Source organism: Streptomyces sp. NBC_00572, from assembly GCF_026341815.1.
Taxonomy (GTDB): domain Bacteria; phylum Actinomycetota; class Actinomycetes; order Streptomycetales; family Streptomycetaceae; genus Streptomyces.
Genome location: NZ_JAPENX010000001.1, coordinates 5,183,945 through 5,201,991, shown reverse-complemented (window position 1 = coordinate 5,201,991; position 18,047 = coordinate 5,183,945). Strand labels below are relative to the sequence as shown.

15 protein-coding genes are annotated in these 18,047 nt (G+C 72.5%); 5 read left to right on the top strand and 10 right to left on the bottom strand.

Features of this window, described 5'->3' with window-relative positions; translation table 11 throughout:
- Positions 1-81 precede the first annotated feature (81 nt).
- Genes OG514_RS23905 through OG514_RS23895 form a run of 3 tightly spaced genes read right to left on the bottom strand, consistent with a single transcriptional unit; the run spans position 82 to position 3,163 of the window.
- The gene (locus OG514_RS23905; protein WP_266898059.1) at positions 82-1,383 is read right to left on the bottom strand and encodes an ABC transporter substrate-binding protein; all 1,302 of its coding nucleotides are present in this window, start codon (positions 1,381-1,383) and stop codon (positions 82-84) included.
- A complete protein-coding gene (locus tag OG514_RS23900; RefSeq protein ID WP_266898057.1) occupies positions 1,380-2,222 on the bottom strand; it encodes a carbohydrate ABC transporter permease in 843 nt (280 codons plus the stop codon). Before OG514_RS23900 ends, OG514_RS23905 begins: the two co-directional genes overlap by 4 nt.
- Entirely contained in the window at positions 2,219-3,163 is a 945-nt protein-coding gene (locus OG514_RS23895) for a carbohydrate ABC transporter permease (protein WP_266898055.1), read from the bottom strand. The genes OG514_RS23900 and OG514_RS23895 overlap by 4 nt, the downstream gene beginning before the upstream one ends.
- Before the next feature lie 222 nt (positions 3,164-3,385).
- On the opposite strand from OG514_RS23895, the gene OG514_RS23890 reads away from it, so the two are divergent.
- Positions 3,386-4,243: an aminoglycoside phosphotransferase family protein gene (locus OG514_RS23890; RefSeq protein ID WP_266900940.1), complete on the top strand. Its 858-nt coding sequence runs from the start codon at positions 3,386-3,388 to the stop codon at positions 4,241-4,243.
- 46 nt (positions 4,244-4,289) lie between these two features.
- Complete coding sequence (locus OG514_RS23885) at positions 4,290-5,129, top strand: alpha/beta fold hydrolase (RefSeq protein WP_266898053.1); 840 nt, start codon at positions 4,290-4,292, stop codon at positions 5,127-5,129.
- A 16-nt stretch (positions 5,130-5,145) separates the two neighbouring features.
- Here OG514_RS23885 and OG514_RS23880 read toward each other — a convergent pair whose 3' ends face one another.
- From OG514_RS23880 to OG514_RS23865, 4 genes are all read right to left on the bottom strand, one after another.
- Positions 5,146-5,871 (bottom strand): 3'-5' exonuclease, encoded by a 726-nt coding sequence (locus tag OG514_RS23880; RefSeq protein WP_266898051.1) that lies wholly within the window; start codon positions 5,869-5,871, stop codon positions 5,146-5,148.
- 86 nt (positions 5,872-5,957) lie between these two features.
- The gene (locus OG514_RS23875; RefSeq protein WP_266898049.1) at positions 5,958-7,241 is read right to left on the bottom strand and encodes an SAV2148 family HEPN domain-containing protein; all 1,284 of its coding nucleotides are present in this window, start codon (positions 7,239-7,241) and stop codon (positions 5,958-5,960) included.
- 110 nt (positions 7,242-7,351) lie between these two features.
- Positions 7,352-8,728 (bottom strand): copper amine oxidase, encoded by a 1,377-nt coding sequence (locus OG514_RS23870; RefSeq protein ID WP_266898047.1) that lies wholly within the window; start codon positions 8,726-8,728, stop codon positions 7,352-7,354.
- A gap of 63 nt (positions 8,729-8,791) precedes the next feature.
- Positions 8,792-9,655, bottom strand: a complete 864-nt coding sequence (locus OG514_RS23865) for a Tat pathway signal sequence domain protein (protein WP_266898045.1) — start codon at positions 9,653-9,655, stop codon at positions 8,792-8,794.
- 138 nt (positions 9,656-9,793) lie between these two features.
- Here OG514_RS23865 and glgX point away from each other — a divergent pair, with 138 nt between their 5' ends.
- Positions 9,794-11,914, top strand: coding sequence for a glycogen debranching protein GlgX (gene glgX / locus OG514_RS23860; protein ID WP_266898043.1), 2,121 nt, complete (start codon positions 9,794-9,796; stop codon positions 11,912-11,914).
- On the opposite strand, the gene OG514_RS23855 is transcribed toward glgX, so the two are convergent.
- A complete protein-coding gene (locus tag OG514_RS23855) occupies positions 11,883-13,115 on the bottom strand; it encodes an MFS transporter (protein ID WP_266900939.1) in 1,233 nt (410 codons plus the stop codon). The two genes, glgX and OG514_RS23855, sit on opposite strands and share 32 nt — an antisense overlap.
- A gap of 90 nt (positions 13,116-13,205) precedes the next feature.
- Here OG514_RS23855 and treY point away from each other — a divergent pair, with 90 nt between their 5' ends.
- Both treY and OG514_RS23845 read left to right on the top strand, forming a co-directional pair.
- The gene (treY, locus tag OG514_RS23850) at positions 13,206-15,632 is read left to right on the top strand and encodes a malto-oligosyltrehalose synthase (RefSeq protein ID WP_266898041.1); all 2,427 of its coding nucleotides are present in this window, start codon (positions 13,206-13,208) and stop codon (positions 15,630-15,632) included.
- Between the two features lie 38 nt (positions 15,633-15,670).
- Positions 15,671-16,225, top strand: coding sequence for a hypothetical protein (locus OG514_RS23845; protein ID WP_266898039.1), 555 nt, complete (start codon positions 15,671-15,673; stop codon positions 16,223-16,225).
- 41 nt (positions 16,226-16,266) lie between these two features.
- On the opposite strand, the gene OG514_RS23840 is transcribed toward OG514_RS23845, so the two are convergent.
- Positions 16,267-16,752: a hypothetical protein gene (locus OG514_RS23840; RefSeq protein ID WP_266900938.1), complete on the bottom strand. Its 486-nt coding sequence runs from the start codon at positions 16,750-16,752 to the stop codon at positions 16,267-16,269.
- A 104-nt stretch (positions 16,753-16,856) separates the two neighbouring features.
- A complete protein-coding gene (locus OG514_RS23835) occupies positions 16,857-18,038 on the bottom strand; it encodes a cytochrome P450 (protein WP_266898037.1) in 1,182 nt (393 codons plus the stop codon).
- Between the last annotated feature and the right edge of the window lie 9 nt (positions 18,039-18,047).

The window sequence follows — 18,047 nt, the reverse complement described above, 5'->3', positions numbered from 1 at the left end:
CGAGAAGACCCTTCACCCATCTGTGACTTATTCAACAATGTTTCGTAATGGCGAACCCCTGGCGAACCCCTGGCGAACCCATCATTTGCGCTGATATCGGGCGAGCACCCGATTGCCGTCCTCCACCAGACGTCTGCGCAGTTCGGCGCCGTCGATGGCGCCGCTGTAGTACTCCTGGAAGGCCGGCGTCGCCACCTTGTCCTTCCACTCCGGGTATCCGCGCACCGACTGCGCGGGCGCCGGCCGCAGCCGTTCAGCCACGGCGGCCCCGGTCGCCCAGCCGTCCCTGGCGGTGTGCAGGGAGGGGTCGGCGAGCGCGGCCGTGCCGGTGGGCAGCATCCAGTCGCCGCGCGCGAGCCGCACCATGTTCTCCGGGCGCAGGAAGAAGTCGAGGAACGCGGCCGCCTCCCTCTTGTACGGGCTGTCCTCGGCGATCGACAGGGTCTGCGGGGAGACTCCCTGGGTGAGCCCGGCGCTCCCGACGGGGGCGGGCAGCACCGTCCACTCCAAGCCCTTGGGGGCCTGTTGGGCGATCTGCTGCCGGTAGGCGAAGCCGAGCGGGACCATGGCGTACTTGCCGGCGAAGAACCCGGGGAGGGTGTCGGAGCCGCCGCTGCCGAGCGTGGTGCGCGGGGCGGTGCGGTCGGTGGCGACCTGGTCGTGGATGGTGCCGGGGACGACGGCGTCCGCCTCGGTGAAGCGGACGGTCACCCGGCCGTCGGCCTCCCGGTGGAAGAGCTGTCCGCCGGCGGAGAGACCGAGGTTGAGGCTGACGGAGACGGGTTCCTTGAGCGGCCAGGCGACCGCGTACCGGCCGGGTCCCATGCCGCGGGTGAGGTCCTGGGTGATCTGCCGGAACTCCGTCCAGGTCCAGGGCTTCTCCGGGGTGGGGACGCGGACGCCGGAGGATTCGAGGATCTTCCGGTTGGCGATGATCACGCGCGGTTCCTGGAGGAACGGCACGCCGTAGACGCCCTTGTCGGAGCCGAAGGTGGTGGTCTCCCAGCTGCGGGCGGGGATGTCGGCGCGGAGCCGTTCGGGCAGCAGCGGGCGGAGGTCGGCGAGGTCGCCGCCGTAGGCGAAGTCGGCGAGGTCGTCGGAGGCGTCGTGGATGATGTCGGGCGCCTCGCCGCCCTCGAAGGAGGTGAGGAGCTGGTCGTGGACGGAGTCCCAGCTGCCCTGGACGTACTCGACCTGGACGTCGGGGTGGGAGGCGTTCCACTCCCTCACCAGCTGCCGGTTGGCGTCGACGGACTCCTTCTGCCAGGCGAGGGACTGGAAGCGGAGCCGTACGACCCCGTCCTCGGGAGCGCCGTTCCCGGTGGTGCAGCCGGTGAGGAGCAGGGCGAGCGCGGCGGTGAGGCCGAGGATCCGTCGGCTCATGACTTCACCGCCCCGGCCAGCATCCCACCGGTGATCCGTCTCTGGAGGACGGCGAAGACGAGGAGGGACGGCAGCGTGGCGAGGAAGGCCGCGGCGGCCAGCGGGCCGAGGTCGGCGACGCCCTCGGCGCCGAGGAAGTGGGTGAGGACGACCGGCAGGGTCTGCTTCTCCGGGGTCTTGAGCAGTACGAGCGCGAAGAAGAACTCGTTCCACGCGGTGACGAAGGCGAAGAGGGCGGTGGCGACGATCCCGGGGACGAGCAGCGGGGCGGTGACCGAGACGAGGGTACGCAGCCGGCCGGCGCCGTCGACGGCGGCGGCCTCCTCCAGTTCGGCGGGGACGGCCCGGACGTACCCCATCAGCATCCAGAGGGCGAAGGGCAGCGACCAGACCACGTAGACCAGGACGAGACCGAAGACGCTGTTGATCAGGTGCAGGTTCTTGAGGATCAGGAAGAGCGGGATGATGACGAGCACGAACGGGAAGGCCTGGCTGATCACCACCCACCCGGTGGCGGCCGAGCCGAGTCTGCCCCGGTGGCGGGCCGTCACATAGGCGAGCGGGGTCGCGACGGCCACCGCGATCACGGCCGCGGCGACCGCGGCGACCAGGCTGTTGGCGGCGGCCCTGAGCAGCGGCTGCTCGTCGAAGGCCTGCCGGAAGTTGTCGAGCGTGGGGTCCTTCGGGATCCAGGTGGGGTGGAGCGAGGCCAGCTCGGGGGCGGGCTTGAAGGCTGTGGAGACCAGCCAGAGGAAGGGGAAGGCGAGGAAGACCAGGTACGCGAGGAGGGCCGCGTACTGGCCGATGCGCGCGGGTCGGCTCGTCCGGAGGGCGCTCACCGGTCCTGGTCCCCTTTCAGCCGGCGTACGAGGGAGAGGGCGATGAGCACGGAGACGGCGGCGATCATCACGCAGCCCATCGCGGCCGCGTAGCCGAACTGTCCGTAGCGGAAGGCCTCTTCGTAGGCGAAGAGCATCGGGAGCCGGGTCCGGCCGCCCGGTCCGCCGCTGGTCAGCACGTAGACCAGGGCGAAGGAGTTGAAGTTCCAGATCAGGTTGAGGGCGGTGATGGCGAGGGCGACCGGTCTCAACGCGGGCCAGGTGACGGCGCGGAAGCGGCGCCAGGCTCCGGCGCCGTCGAGGGCGGCGGCCTCGTGGAGTTCGCGCGGGGTGTTCTGGAGTCCGGCGAGCAGGGCGACGGTGGTCTGCGGCATCCCGGCCCAGACGCCGACGAGGATGACGGCGGGGAGGGCGGTGGCGAGCCCGGAGAGCCAGTCGCGTCCCTCGCCGAACCCCAGGGTGCGGATCGTCTCGTTGAGGATGCCGGCGTCGGGGTTGTAGACGAGCCGCCACATGATGCCGACGACGACCTCGGGCATCGCCCAGGGAACGATGGCGAGGGCCCGTGCCAGCCAGCGGAAGCGGAGCTTCTGGTCGAGCAGGAGGGCGAGGCCGAGGGCGAGCAGGAACTGGGGGACGGTGACACCGACGGCCCAGACGACTCCGATGCGGAACGATTCCCAGAAGAGGGTGTCGTGCAGCAGGTCCTGGAAGTTCAGGGTGCCGACCCAGCTCGTGGCCTGGGTGCGGCCGGACTGGGCGTCCGTGAAGGCCAGCGCGATGCCGTAGAGCAGCGGGCCGACGCTGAGGACCAGGATCGGCAGCAACGCCGGGAGCACCAGGAACCAGGCGCCGAAGTCGGGGCCGCGGGGGCGTGTCCCGTGGGCGTCGCGCGGTGTGCGCGTCCCGCCCGGGCGCTTCGTTGCGGTCACCGTGCTCACCGATTCGCCCCCGTCCGCCCGTCCCCGGCCACCGCCGTGGGAATCTCGCCATGGTCCTGAGGGTCCCGGGGACCGTCAAGGCGGCCTGCGCGGTGAGCTGCGCGGATGGGAGACTTTGGCGCAATCGCACAGGTCGCGATGACACGGATCGCGATGACACAGGCCGCGATGACACAGGCCGCAACCACACAGGCCGCGGTCGCACAGGTACGGGAGAGTTCGATGGACGAGGCGCGGGCGCGGGAGATCCTGGCCGCGGCGGGGGTGCCGGTCGCGGAGGCGCGGCTGCTGGCCCTCGGTGAGAACGCGGTCTTCGCCGTGGGCGATCTCGCCGTGAAGGTGGGCCGGGACGCGGAGGTGTTCGAGCGGGCCGAGCGGGAGCTGGCGCTGGCCGCCTGGCTCGCCGACGCGGAGGTGCCGGCGGTGCGGGCCGCCGAGGAGAAGCCGCGTCTGGTCGAGGGGCACCCGCTGACCTTCTGGCACCGGCTGCCCGAGGCGGTGCGGCCCGCTGAGCCGCGCGATCTGGCGCCGCTGCTCCGCCTGATCCACGCCCTGCCGGAGCCTGTGGCCTTCGCGCTGCCGCGCCGTGACCTGCTCGGCGGGGTCGAGCGGTGGCTGCGGCTCGCGGGGGACGCGATCGACCCGGCGGACGCGGCGTTCCTGCGGGAGCGGCGCGATTCCTTCGCCCCGGCGGCCGCCGCGCTGACCCCGCATCTGACGCCCGGCCCGATCCATGGTGACGCCCTCCCCCGGAACGTCCATGTCGGCCCCGACGGCCCGGTCCTGGTGGACCTGGAGACCTTCTCCTCCGACCTGCGCGAGCACGACCTGGTGGTGCTCGCCCTGTCCCGCGACCGGTACGGCCTGGACCCGGCCGCGTACGAGGCCTTCACCGAGGCGTACGGCTGGGACGTACGGGAGTGGGAGGGGTGCGCGGTGCTGCGCGGCGCGCGGGAGACCGCGAGCTGCGCGTGGGTGGCGCAGCACGCGCCGTCGAACCCGAAGGCTTTGGCCGAATTCGAGCGGCGGGTGGCCTCGCTGCGGGACGGCGACCCCGAGGTGCGCTGGTACCCGTTCTGACATCATGTTTCCCGACCGAACCGGGCTCGTCGAACGGGGTGTTGGGATGCGTGTGGAACTTTCCGAGGTGACGCTCGACGTCGAGGTGAGCGGTGAGGGACCGGCCGTGCTGCTCGTGCACGGCTTCCCCGACAGCCACCACCTCTGGCGTCACCAGGTTCCGGTACTCACGGCGGCGGGCTTCACCTGTGTCACCCCGACGCTGCGGGGGTTCGGCGCCTCAGACCGTCCTGAGGGCGGTCCGGAGGCGTACCACCCGGCCAAGAACGTGGGCGATCTGCTCGAACTCCTGGACCGGCTCGACATCGACCAGGTCCATCTGGTGGGCCACGACTGGGGCTCGGGCATCGTCCAGGGTCTCGCGCAGGTGGTGCCGCACCGCACGCGCAGCCTGAGCCTGCTGTCCGTGGGGCATATCGCGTCGATCCTCGCCGCGGGCTGGGAGCAGAAGCAGCGCTCCTGGTACATGCTGCTGTTCCAGCACGAGGGACTGGCCGAGGACTGGCTGGCCCGGGAGGACTTCGCCAACCTGCGGGAGATGCTGGCGGAGCACCCGGACGCGGAGGCCGTGATGGAGCCGCTGCGGGCGCCGGGCGCGCTGACGGCGGCGCTGAACGTCTACCGCTCGGGTCTCCCGGCGGAGGTGCTGTTCGGTGCCGGTCCGCCGCCGTCGCCCCTGCCTCCGCTGCCGGAGACGGTTCCGGTGCTCGGGCTCTGGTCCACCGGCGACCGCTTCCTCACCGAGCGCTCGATGGCCGGTACGGGCGAGCACATCGCCGGGCCCTGGCGCTACGAGCGGATCGAGGACGCGGGCCACTGGCTCCAGCTGGACCAGCCGGAGAAGGTCGGCGAGCTGCTGCTCTCCTTCCTCAAGGAGAACTCGTAGCCGACCGGCGCGGCGGCTACACCGCCGCCGCGACCGCCTCGCGCAGGGGCCAGGTGGACTCGACGACCGCGTCCACGTCGCCCTTGCGGCGCAGGAAGGCCTGGAAGTTCTCGGCCCAGGCGCGGTACCAGACGATCTGACGCTCGTGGAGCTCGGCCGGGTTCAGCTCGGCGACCTGGCGGTGCCGCTCGGCTATCGCGACGGCGACCCGGACGGCGGCGAGCGCGTCGGCGGCGGCCTGGTGGGCGGCTTCGAGCACGACTCCGTACTCCCCGCAGACCGCTTCCAGGTTCCGCTTGCCGCGCCGGTAGCGGTCGACGGCCCGGTCGATGGTGTACGGGTCGACGACGGGCCCGATGGGGGCCCCGCCGAGCCGCTCGCTCAGCGAGGGCAGTCCGTGGCGACGCAGCTCGGCGGAGAGCAGCGTCAGGTCGAAGCTGGCGTTGTACGCCACGACCGGGACGCCGTCCTCCCAGTACTCGGCGAGTGTCTTCGCGATCTCGTCGGCGACCTCGCGCACCGGGCGGCCTTCGGCGGCCGCCCGCTCGTTGCTGATGCCGTGGATCGCGGAGGCCTGCTCCGGGATGCGGATGCCCGGGTCGGCGAGCCAGTCCCGCCGGCAAGTGACGTGTCCCCCGCCGTCGACCTCGATGATCGAGGCCGTCACGATACGGGCCTCCAGCGGTTCGGTGCCGGTCGTCTCCAGGTCGAAGCCGACCAGCGTCTCGCCGTGCCAAGCCATCGGGTCCTCCTTACGTGATCTCCCCCGTGGTGCTGACCACCCTCGCACGCACCACTGACAACGCTCCCGGCCTCCGCGGCGAGGGGTCAGGAGACGGGCCGGGAGTCGAGCCAGACGGACTCGAATTCCTCCCGGTATGTCTCGAAAAGTCCGTGATCGCCGTCACGGATCCCCTGCCCGTGGCGCACCACGTTCCGCCCGCCGCCGCGCAGCACGAGGACCGGGGCCTCCATGCCCCGGGCCCGGCGCAGATAGGACTGCACGACGCCCACCCCGTCCGGTCCGTCGCCGTCCACCAGGTAGGCGGTGAAGCGGGGGGTCTCGTCGAAGACGTGGATCTGGAAGGCGCCCGGGTCGCGGAGCTTGGAGCGGACCCGGCGCATGTGCAGGATGTTCATCTCGACCGAGCGGCTCAGTTCGCCCTTCTTCAGGCCGAGTTCGCGCTCGCGGCGCTTGACGGCGCTGCTCGCGGGGTTGAGGAAGAGCAGCCGGGTCCGGCAGCCGGACTCGGCGAGGCGGACCATGCGGCGGCCCGAGAAGTTCTGCACGAGCAGATTGAGACCTATGCCGGTGGCGTCGAGGCGGCGGGCCCCGCCGAAGAGGTCCTCGGCGGGCAGCTGCCGCTGGAGCCGGACTCGGTCGGGGTGGACGGAGACCACGTCCGCGTACCGGTCCCCGACGAGGTCCTCGACCGCGTCGACGGGCAGCCGGTCGGCGGAGGGCACCCCGGCACCGCTGCCGAGGATCTCCAGGATGCGCGCGGAGGCCCGTTCGGACTGGGCGAGGACGGTGAGCGACAGGGCCCGGTTGCGGGAGACCACGTTGCGCGTGACCTCCAGCTCGTCCAGGGCCAGCTCGACCTCGCGCCGGTCGTCGAAGTAGGGCTCGAAGCACGGCCAGTGCTGGACCATCAGCTCGCGCAGCTGCGGCAGGGTGAGGAAGCTGAGGACGTTGTCGTCGGCGGGGTCGAGCAGATAGCCCTTGCGCCGCGAGACCTCGCGGACGGCGACCGCCCGCTGCACCCACTCCTGGCCCGCCGGGCCGGCCGCGGCCACCACCCACTCCTCGCCGTGCACGGGTTCGTACACGGGCCGCAGGACGGCGGCGACCACGGCACGGAGCCGCTGTTCGACGAGGTTCAGCCAGATGTAGGCGCGTCCGGCGCGCTGGGCGCGGGTGCGGACCTCGCTCCAGGCCTCGGCGCCCCAGTCGAGCTCCGCTCCGATCTCCACCGGCCGGGCGACGGTGACCGTGCCGGGCGGCACGGCTCCCGGCGGCGCGACCGCGCCGGGCGGCGCCTCGGAGGGGTCGGCAGGACCCCCCTCGCGACCCTGATCCCCTGGGGGCAGCTCCAGACCTCCCGAGCTCACCCGCGCACCGCCTTCTGCTCCTGGACGCCCGTGTCGACCGGTCCGACAACGATCAAGGAAGGGTACTCCGCGAGCGGGAGGCGGTGCAGCAGGATCGTCAGGCTCCTTCCTCAACTCCCCAGATCCGGCTGCCCGTTCTGGGAGGCGAGATCGGCCGGAGTGAGCGGATTCATAGCGGTTACGTCCCTGGGCGCGAGCTGGAAGCCCTGCCAGTGGACCGGCATCGGCTGCTGGTCCTCGTCCCGGGCGATGTGGTGGAACCCGATGTTGACCCAGACGGACGGTTTGGTCAGAGTCTCCCCGTTGACCCATTTGTCCACGCTGTCACCGGCGTTGGGCGCGCAGTTGCCGATGTTGTTGCTCGCGAACTTCTCACAGGCACGCGCCTGCGTGAAGTACACGTCGTGCTTGGTGAATCCGCGCCCGGCGTGGGTGTCGGTGTGGCCGGGGACGATCTCGTACGACCGGGCGTGGCCGTCGGCGTTCTTGCCGGTGCCGCTGACCACCCGCCACCAGCGCATGTTCTTGGCGTCGCCGGCGAGCTCCTTGGTGACGACGGTGCGCTTGGTCTTCACGGTCGGTCCGCCGCCGCCCGCGGGGGGCGCGGTGACGGTGGAGTCGAACTGCTCGATCCGGTCCTTGGTGGAGCCGTCGAGGCCGAAGTCGAGCTTCCAGAAGACGTTGTGGGCGTGGCTGGTGGCGTAGGAGCGGGCGCCCTTGCCGATGGGCCAGCCGCGGCCGTCGGTGGCGTTGTAGTCGACGGGCGAGAGGCTGCCGGTGGCTCCGACGTTGGCACCGATGGTGCCGTCGGCGGAGAAGCGCCACTCGGAGATGTACTCGTACCAGCCGACCTTGTTCACGGTGTAGACGAGCAGGTCCTTGGCCTGCGCCTGGTAGACCTTCGAGCCGGTGTCGCTGGCCATGCGGTACGCGTGGCCACGCGCCCGCGTGGTGGTGCACAGGCCCTTGATCTGGCCCACCTCGGGCACCTTGACGGTGGTGAGGGTGCCGCCGGGGCACTCGGCCGGCTTGAGGTTCTGCAGGCCCCAGCCGAAGCCCGCCCCGGTGAGGTCGTCGTACTCGGCGACGCCGTCGTCGTAGGGCACGTGGATCTGGGCGAGCCTGGCGCTGGTGAGGACCTTGATGGGCGCCGCGGCACCGGGCGGCTGGTAGGTCACCTTGTCGAGCGTCAGCCCGGCGTCGGTGTCGTAGCGCCAGCACATGCGCCAGGTGGTGCCGCCGTCGAGCTTCTGCGTGATGCGGTAGGCGTTGGAGCAGTCGGCCTCGGGCGCGACGGGGGTCCGCGTCGGGGACGGCGGCGGCACCACCGGGGTGCGCGTCGGGACCGGCGGAGGGGCCGCGACGGCCCCGGTCGCGGGGCCGGTGGCGGCCGTGGCGGTGCCGAGCAGGACGGCCGCGGTCAGAACGGCGCCCCGCGTACGGGTGCGCCGCGTTCGTCCGGTGAACAGGCTGCGCTGGGTGGACATGGGAACGTACTCCCTCGTACGAGTGCGGCAGGAGAGGCGGCGGGAGAGGACCGGCGGCGGTGGTCAGCCGACGCGGGTGACGGTCCTCGCGGAGAGGTCGACGATCAGGTTCCGGGTGTCGATCCAGGCCCCGTTGAGGACCTTGGTGACGAGCCGGACGCACCGGTGCTCGCCGCAACGGGCGAGCTGCGGAGGCACGTTCGCCTCGCGGTAGGTGCGGTAGAGATCGCCGTTGAACCACAACTGGACGGTGGAGGTGAGCTCCTTGCCGGTGGCGTCCTTGTAGTCCTCCTTGACGCCCTTGCCGAGCGGGCTCGCGAGGATCAGCTCCATGGCCTCGCGCAGCTCCTCCGGGTGGGCGGAGGGCTGGACCCCGCGCTGCGCACCGGACTTCTCGACCTTCCCCGTGGCGAGGTTGACGGTCCGGGTGATGAGCTCGTCCCGCGCGTAGTCGTAGAAGCGGACCTCGGCGCGGCGCGTGCCGTCCCCCGGCAGCGGGTCGGCGAGGTCGGCGCCCAGGTGCTGCGGCCCCCGGCCGCCCTCGACGTTCTGCTGGGCGGCGGCGCCGGGCGGGGTGAGCGCCAGCGACTCGGCCCGGGCGAGCTCGTCGTCGGTGAGCGGGTCGCTTCCCACGCCCTTCTCTCCCTCGGCCGCCACGGGCGCCACGGTCGCCGGCGGCGGCGCGGCGCCCGGGGCCTGCGCACCGTCGCCGCCCTGCGTACCGGCCGTGCCCTGCTGTCCCGAAGAACCGGCGGAACCGGCCACGTCGGAGATTCCCCCCGCTCCGACGGCGCCGCGGCCGCCCGGCGTGTCGTCGGCTCCCGCCGCGCCCGGCAGGCTGATCGCGACCGCGACGGCGGTTCCCGTCACCGCCATGGCCGCTCCGGCCACCACCTTCCCCAGGTGGCGGCGCGCTATTTCGTACACACTTCCCCCTCATTCCCCCTCTTGGTGTGCGGTCACCCGGTAGGACGGGGCTAAGTCCTAGGAGGTTGCCCCAATTTCGGGCAGGATCTGGCCGGAGAACACCCACAAAACCCGGACAGAAGAGGAAGAGTCGTATCCATGCAGGTCTGGCCGGGACAGGCGTACCCCCTGGGCGCCACCTATGACGGAGCGGGAACCAACTTCGCGGTCTTCTCGGAGGCCGCCCACAGGATCGAGCTGTGTCTGCTCCACGACGACGGCTCGGAGACGGCGGTGGAGCTGCGCGAGACCGACGCGTTCGTGCGGCACGCCTATCTGCCGGGCGTGATGCCCGGTCAGCGCTACGGGTTCCGGGTGCACGGCCCGTACGCCCCGGAGCGCGGGCTCCGCTGCAACGCGGCGAAGCTGCTCCTCGACCCCTACGCGCGCGCGGTGTCGGGGCAGGTCAAGTGGGGCGAGGCGGTGTACGGCTATCCCTTCGGGAAGCCCGACGCGCGCAACGACCTCGACTCGGGCCCGCACACGATGACCTCGGTCGTGGTCAACCCGTACTTCGACTGGGGCGACGACCGGCGGCCGCGCACCGAGTACCACCACACGGTGATCTACGAGGCCCATGTGAAGGGCCTCACGATGCTCCACCCGGACCTGCCGGAGGAGCTGCGCGGGACGTACGCGGGGCTCGCGCACCCGTCGGTGATCGGGCACCTGAAGGAACTGGGCGTCACGGCCCTCGAACTGATGCCCGTCCACCAGTTCGTGAACGACCACCGGCTGGTCGACGCGGGACTCTCCAACTACTGGGGCTACAACACGATCGGCTTCTTCGCCCCGCACAACGCCTACGCCTCCTGGGGCGACCGGGGCCAGCAGGTCCTGGAGTTCAAGTCGGCGGTACGGGCGCTGCACCAGGCCGGCATCGAGGTCATCCTCGACGTGGTCTACAACCACACCGCCGAGGGCAACCACCTGGGCCCCACGCTCTCCTTCCGGGGTCTGGACAACCCCTCGTACTACCGGCTGTCGAACGACCCCCGGTACTACACGGACACCACCGGCACCGGGAACTCGCTGCTCATGCGCTCCCCGCACGTGCTCCAGCTGATCATGGACAGCCTGCGGTACTGGGTGACCGAGATGCACGTGGACGGCTTCCGCTTCGATCTGGCGGCCACCCTGGCCCGCCAGTTCCACGAGGTGGACCGGCTGTCCTCGTTCTTCGACCTGGTGCAGCAGGACCCGGTGGTGAGCCAGGTGAAGCTGATCGCCGAGCCCTGGGACGTCGGCGAGGGCGGCTACCAGGTGGGCAACTTCCCGCCGCTGTGGACCGAGTGGAACGGCAAGTACCGGGACTGCGTACGGGACCTGTGGCGGGGCGAGCCGCGCACCCTCGCCGAGTTCGCCTCCCGGCTGACCGGCTCCTCCGACCTCTACCAGGACGACGGGCGACGACCGCTCGCCTCGGTCAACTTCGTGACCTGCCACGACGGTTTCACCCTGCGGGACCTCGTCTCGTACAACGACAAGCACAACGAGGCCAACGGCGAGGGCAACCGGGACGGCGAGAGCTACAACCGCTCCTGGAACTGCGGAGTCGAGGGCGAGAGCGAGGAGGTCGGGATCGCCGAGCTGCGGGCCCGCCAGAGCCGCAACTTCCTTGCCACACTGATGCTTTCGCAGGGCGTTCCGATGCTCAGCCACGGCGACGAGTTCGGGCGCACACAGGGCGGCAACAACAACGCGTACTGCCAGGACAACGAGGTGTCCTGGGTGCGTTGGCCGAAGGAGAACAGCGAGGCGGAGGCCACGCTGCTCCGCTTCACCCGGGCGATGGTGCGGCTGCGCCGGGACCATCCGGTCTTCCGGCGCCGCCGCTTCTTCCACGGACGGCCGGTCGAGGGCACCCACGACGAACTCACCGACATCGCCTGGTTCACGCCCGAGGGCGAGGAGATGACGTCCCGCGACTGGCAGGCGGCGCACGCCCAGGCGCTCACCGTCTTCCTCAACGGCAACGCCATCTCGGAGCCCGGCACCCAGGGCGAGCGGATCGCCGACGACTCCTTCCTGCTGATGTTCAACGCCTCGTCGAAGGAGCTGGAGTTCTCGGTGCCCGACAGTCACGGGGCCTGCTGGCGCACGGTGGTCGACACCTCCGACCCGGAGGGCATGCCGCCGCAGGAGGGCCCGGAGCTCGCGGGCGGCGAGCGGGTGTCCCTCGCGCCGCTCAGCCTGACGGTTCTGCGGCGGCCCGCCTGAGCTTCCCCACGGGACCGGGCGTCGCCACCCGTACCGTCCAGGACAGCAGTGCGCAGGCCACGGCCGCCCCCACCGCCACCGCGAAGGCGGCGGGGGCGCCGTGGCCCTCGGCGAGCCGGCCGGAGACGGCCAGGGCGAGGGCCTGGCCGCCGACGATCCCGCTGGTGAGGAAGGCCATGGACTCGGCGAGCCGGGTCGCCGGCACGGTCCGTTCGGTGAGGCCGAAGACGGTGATGAGGTGCGGGGCGTACGCGGCGCCGAGGACGATCACCACCGCGTAGAGCGCGCCGAGCGAGCCGACGAACAGCAGCGGTACGGAGAGGACGACGAGCGCGGCGGTCGCGGTGCGCCAGCGGGTCATGAGTCCGATCCGGGCGGGCACGGCCGCCATGGAGAGACCGACGGCGGCGCTCATCACGCCCATCGCCGCGTAGACCAGCCCGGCCTGGGCGGGTGCGCCGAGCTCCTCGGTGAGGGCGGTGATCCCGGCCTGCGAGGCGCCGAACATGGCACCCTGGAGGACCATCGTGCCGCGCAGGAAGTAGGCCGATCCCGGCAGCCGCGTCCGTTCGGCGGCACCCGATCGGGTGGAGAGGGACGGCTCGGGCGCGGTGGCCCGGGCGGTCGGGTGGAGTGCGAAGGCGGTGCCGCAGCCGGCGAGCAGCAGGGCCGCCAGGAGGAGCGCGGCCGCCGGGTGGGCGAGGGCGGCGGCGAGGCCGACGAGGGCGGGGCCGAGGACGAAGGACACCTCGTCGAGGGTGCCCTCGAAGGAGAGCACCGTGCCGACGGTCCGGTCGTCCGCGCCGGAGCGGCGGGCGAGGGCCACCGAGCGGGTCCTGGCGAGCGGTCCGATCTGGGGGACGGTGGCCCCGGCGAGCGCGCCGAGGACCATCAGCCAGCCGGTGGGCGTCCGGGCGAGCGCGGCGAGGACGAGGGCGGCGACGGCGACCGCGTTGGCGAGGGAGGCCGCGAGGACGACCGAACGCTGGCCGTGCCGGTCGGTGAGCCGGCCGATGACGGGCCCGGCGACGGTCTGTCCCGCCGCGAGCGCGCCGCCCGTGAGCCCGGCCGTGGCGAGGGAGCCGGTGGTCTCGGCGACCAGGAGCAGGCTGCCGAGCTGGCACATGGCGGTGGGCAGCCGGCCGAGGAAGGAGAGCACCGGCAGGGCGGGGCCGAGCAGGGTCAACGTGTCGCGATACATCCGGAGCATCGGGCGAACGTAACGCGATGCACACGAACGGGTGCATGAGGCGATGACACAGAAGCCCTCGCGCGGGGTACGTACGTTCGCATGACCTCCCTCCCGTCCGGCCCGGCCTCCGCCCCGACCTCCCTCCCGCCCGGCTCGGCCTCCGCCCCGACGTCCGCCTCGGCCTCCCTCCCGTCCGGTTCCGAGGCCGTCCTCCCCACCGGCACCTACCGGCTCCAGCTCCAGCCGGAGTTCCCCTTCGCGGCGGCCGGGCGGGCCGTGCCGTACCTCGCGGGGCTCGGGGTCTCGCACCTCCACCTCTCCCCCGTCCTGGAGGCGGTCCCCGGCTCGACCCACGGCTACGACGTCACCGACCACCGGTCCGTACGGGCCAAACTCGGCGGCGAGGAAGGGCTGCGGGCCCTCGCCGCGACAGCGCGGGCGCACGGGCTCGGGCTCGTCGTCGACCTGGTGCCCAACCACATGGCGGCCTCTCCCCGGCACAACCACGCGCTGCGGGCCGTGCTCCGGGACGGTCCCGCCTCGCCGTTCGCCCGCTGGTTCGACATCGACCGGTCGGCCGGGGACGGCCGGCTGCTCCTCCCCGTGCTGCCCGCGCGGCTCCCGGAGGTACGGGACCGGCTGCGGGTGTCCGGCGGAGCGCTGCACCTGGACGGGCAGGAGTTCCCGCTGCGGCCGGGCACGGAGGGACTGCCGCTCGACGAGCTGCTCGACGCCCAGTGGTACCGGCTCGGCTGGTGGCGGCTGGCCCGCACGGAACTCAACTACCGTCGCTTCTTCACCATTTCGGACCTCATCGGGGTGCGGGTGGAGGACCCGGAGGTGTTCACGGCGACCCACGCGAAGATCGTCGAACTGGTCGGGGACGGGGTGATCGAGGGGCTGCGCATCGACCACCCGGACGGACTCGCCGACCCGCAGGGCTACTTGGAGGATCTGGCGGCGGCGACCGGCGGGCGCTGCTGGACGGTGGTCGAGAAGATCCTCACCGGGCCGGAGACGCTGCCCGCCGCCTGGCCGGTCGCCGGCACCACCGGATACGACGCCCTGCACCACGTCGACGGCGTGTTCACCGACCCGGTCGGGGCCGACGAGCTGTCGGACGTCTACCGGGAGTTCGTGAGCAGGACCGGCGACAGGGGCGGCCGTTGGGAGGCGACCGAGCGGCGCGCGGCGTACGAGGTCGTCGGCCACGACCTGGCCGCCGAGACGGCCGTCCTGACCAGGATCGCGGAGCGGATCTGCGCCGCCGACCCCGCGCTGCGGGACCACGCGCCCTGGGCGCTGCGCACGGCGATCCGCGAACTCCTCGTCCGGGTCCCGGTCTACCGCCCCTACCGGACCGGCGGCGAGACGGTACTGACCCCGGAGGCGGCCCGCGGCGCGAAGGCCGCCTTCGCGGTGCCGGAGGAGGCCGCGGCGGTCGACGTCGTACGGGACCTGGCGCTCGGCACGCTCGGCGACGGGCCCGAGCACCTGGCGTTCCGGGCCCGGTTCGCGCAGACCTCGTCTGCGCTGCGGGCCAAGTCCGTGGAGGACACGGCCTTCTACCGGTACACCCCGCTGCTCTCGGCGAACGAGGTCGGCGGGGACGCGGGCCGCCCGGCGGTGCCGGTGGACGAGTTCCACGCGTACTGCCGGCGGATCTCGCGGGACTGGCCGGGCACCGGCACCGTCCTGTCCACGCACGACACCAAGCGCAGCGCCGATGTCCGGGCCGCCATCGCGGTCCTGTCCCAGTGCCCGCAGGTGTGGTCGGAGCTCCTGGCGGAGGTGGCGGGGGTGTCGGCGCCCGATCCGCACGTGGCCTGGACGGCCTGGCAGACCGCCTTCGGCTTCGGCATCCCGGACCCGGACCGGCTGGGCCCCGCGATCCTCAAGTCCGTACGGGAGGCGGGGCTTCGGACCAGCTGGACGGAGCCCGACACGGAGTACGAGCGGGCGGTGGCCGAGTTCGCGGCGGCCGGGCCCGGCCGCATCCCGCTCCGGGCGGCCTCGGAAGCGGCCTTCGCCCTGGAGCCGCACATCCGGGCGCACGCGCTGGGCGCGCTCCTCACGCAGCTGACGATGCCGGGGGTGCCGGAGCTGTACCAGAACACGGAGCGTGAGTACCGGGCCCTGGTCGACCCGGACAACCGGGCGCCGTTCACGATCGGCGCGGACGACGATCACACGGCCCTGGTCCGCGCGGCCCTGCGTCTGCGCCGCGAACGCCCTGCGGCCTTCGGGGCCCGGGGCACGTACACCCCGCTGACGGCAGAGGGCCCGACGGCCGCCCACTGCCTGGCCTTCAGCCGCTCCGACGAGGTGATCACCGCCGTCACCCGGCTGCCCCTCCGTCTTTGGGAGGCGGGCGGCTGGCAGGACACGGAGCTGGTCCTGCCGGAGGGCCGCTGGGCCGACGTCCTGGACGGCGTACGGGAGTTCACCGGCGGCCCGGCGACGGAGCTCAAGGTGGCGGAGCTGTTCGCGGAGCGGCCGGTGGCGCTGCTGGCGCGGATGGAGTGAGGTGACCGCCGCATCCTGTCCATGACAAGCTGATGATCATGACCAAGGATCAGACCGGCCGGCTCGTCGGCGCCGCCTTCGGGCTCGTGTTCATCCAGGCCAACGCGGGCGTCCTGCCGACGGCGGTGGCCGCTCCGCTGCGCCTGCTCGCGGTCGCCGCGTTCCTGGGCGTGGTGGTCCTCGGGCGACGCGGCCGGGCGGCACCACGGACAACCGGCACCGGCACCGACATCGCGACCGGCACCGGATTCGGCCGACGCTACTGGTACGTGGTGGCGGCGGAGGTCCTCGCGCTCACGGCCGGGCTCCTGGTGATCAACCGGGTGCTGCACACCCCCCGCGCGAGCGTCGGCTGGATCGCCTTCGTGGTCGGCGTGCACTTCTTCGGTCTGGCGGCCGCCTGGCGGAGGCCCTCGCTGAACACGCTCGCGGTGTCCCTCACGGCCTGCGGCTTCGGCGGCCTGATCCTGGCCGCGCTCGATGCACCCGCCGCCGTGATCGGGGCGGTCGCCGGAGTCCTTCCCGGTGCCCTGCTGCTCGCCGCGGTCTGGTGGTCGGGCCGCCCGATCACGGCCGCACCGGCGGAGGCGTAGAGGGCGGGCGCGTGGGGGCGGGCCCCCACGCGCCCGGACCGTCAGGAGCGGGAGGCTCGCGAGACCTCGCACTTGGTGTACTCGGAGCCGTCGCCGGATCCGGGGTAGGAGGTGGTGAGTTCGGCGTTCACGGAGGCGCCCGCCGCGACCGCGATGGCGGTCTTGGTGGCGGTCGCCGGGACCGCGCTGCCGCCCGCGTCACCCTTGAACTTCATGGTGATGCTGTAGTCGTAGTCGAGCGCACCGTCGTTCTTCACGGTGACCCGGGCGACGAGGTTCTTGGTCGCCGGGTCGTACTTGCACTCGTCGATGGTCACGTCGCGGATCGCCTTGTCGGCGCTGCTGGAGCCGCCGGGCAGGGAACCACCGGAGGTACCGCCGGAGGTGCTGTCGTTGTCGCTGTTGTGGTTGCTGCTCGAACTGCCGGAGCTGCTGGAGCCGCCGCAGCTGCCGCCGTGCGAGCCGCGGGCACCGGTCAGGGCGACGACCGCGATGCCGAAGACAGCGATCGCGCGGACATGACGCATCTTCACGTTTGAATCCCCGTTGGAAGTGGTACAGAAAAAGGCGCTCTTTGACGAGCACACGTCACCCTAGCAGCGGGCGGACGCACACCTTCCCCGCTCCGGAATCAGCCACCGGGACGGACGATCAGGCTCCGCGGGGCCCGTGTGATGAGGCCGGTCCACACCGGACGGAAGCCGTCGGCGAGGCGGAGTCGGGGCATGGCCGTGAACAGCGCCCGCAGGGCGTACTCGGCCTCCAGACCGGCCAGGATCACGGCCGGGCAGAAGCCGCTGCCGTAGGTGAGCTGGCCCGGATCGTCGCGGAGCGGGTCGAAACGGTCCGGCTCGCGGAAGCGCTCCGGATCGCGCCCGGCCGAGCCGACGAGGAGGGCGACCGACGCGCCCGCCGGGACGACGCCGCCGCTGACCGGGACCTCCGCACCGGTACGGCGCACCACGATCTGCACGGGCGGGTCCCTGCGCAGCGACTCCGCCCAGGCACGTCCCACGAGCCCGACGGGGGCGTCCCGGAGGGCAGCCGTCTGGTCCGGGTCCGAGAGGACGTTGCCGAGGAAGGAGGCCAGGGCCTTCTCCCGTACGGCGATCTGCCCACCGCACTCCCCGGCGAGCGCCCCGGCCGCCCTGCCCCGTACGAGCCGCATCATGTCGCGGTAGGGGACGCCGACGGCGGCGGCGACGGTTCCGGCGGGCAGCCAGTGGCAGAAGTCGGCGACCAGGTCGGCCCGCGGTTGTTCGGCGATCCGGCGGGCCAGCACGTACGCCGTGCGTTCGGTGACCGAGCGCAGGGCCTCCACGTCGACGTCGACGTGGGCCCGCGCGCACGGCGGGTCGCCCGGCCGGTGGCCGTGCGTGAAACGGCTGTCGGTGAGGGCGGTGGCCACGTCCGCGTACCGGCTGAGCACCCAGGCCCGCAGCAGCGGGTCGTAGGTGAGCGGGAACTCCTCGCGCAGGGTGCGGTGGATGCCGTGCGGGTCCCGCGAGGCGCCGGGGTCGAGGGGACTCGGCGCGACGGTCCTCACCCCGGAAGTACCGGGCGCGACCGACCCGACGGGTCCGACGGATCCGGCAGGGCCCGCGGGTCCGTCGGCGGTCGGAGCGGGCGCGGTCCGCGTCCGGCCCGGCGCGGGCGCCGCGAGCCCGGCCCGCAGGAGGGCGTCGGCCTCTCCGTCGGCCATGGGCGTCGCCGGCGCCATGGACGGCAGCCGCGTCCAGGGGTCCCCGGGCGGCACCTCCGCCCGGTCGTTCCCTATACCCCGGCCCGGCTCGCGGTTCGGCTCGTCGCTCATGGCGCCCCC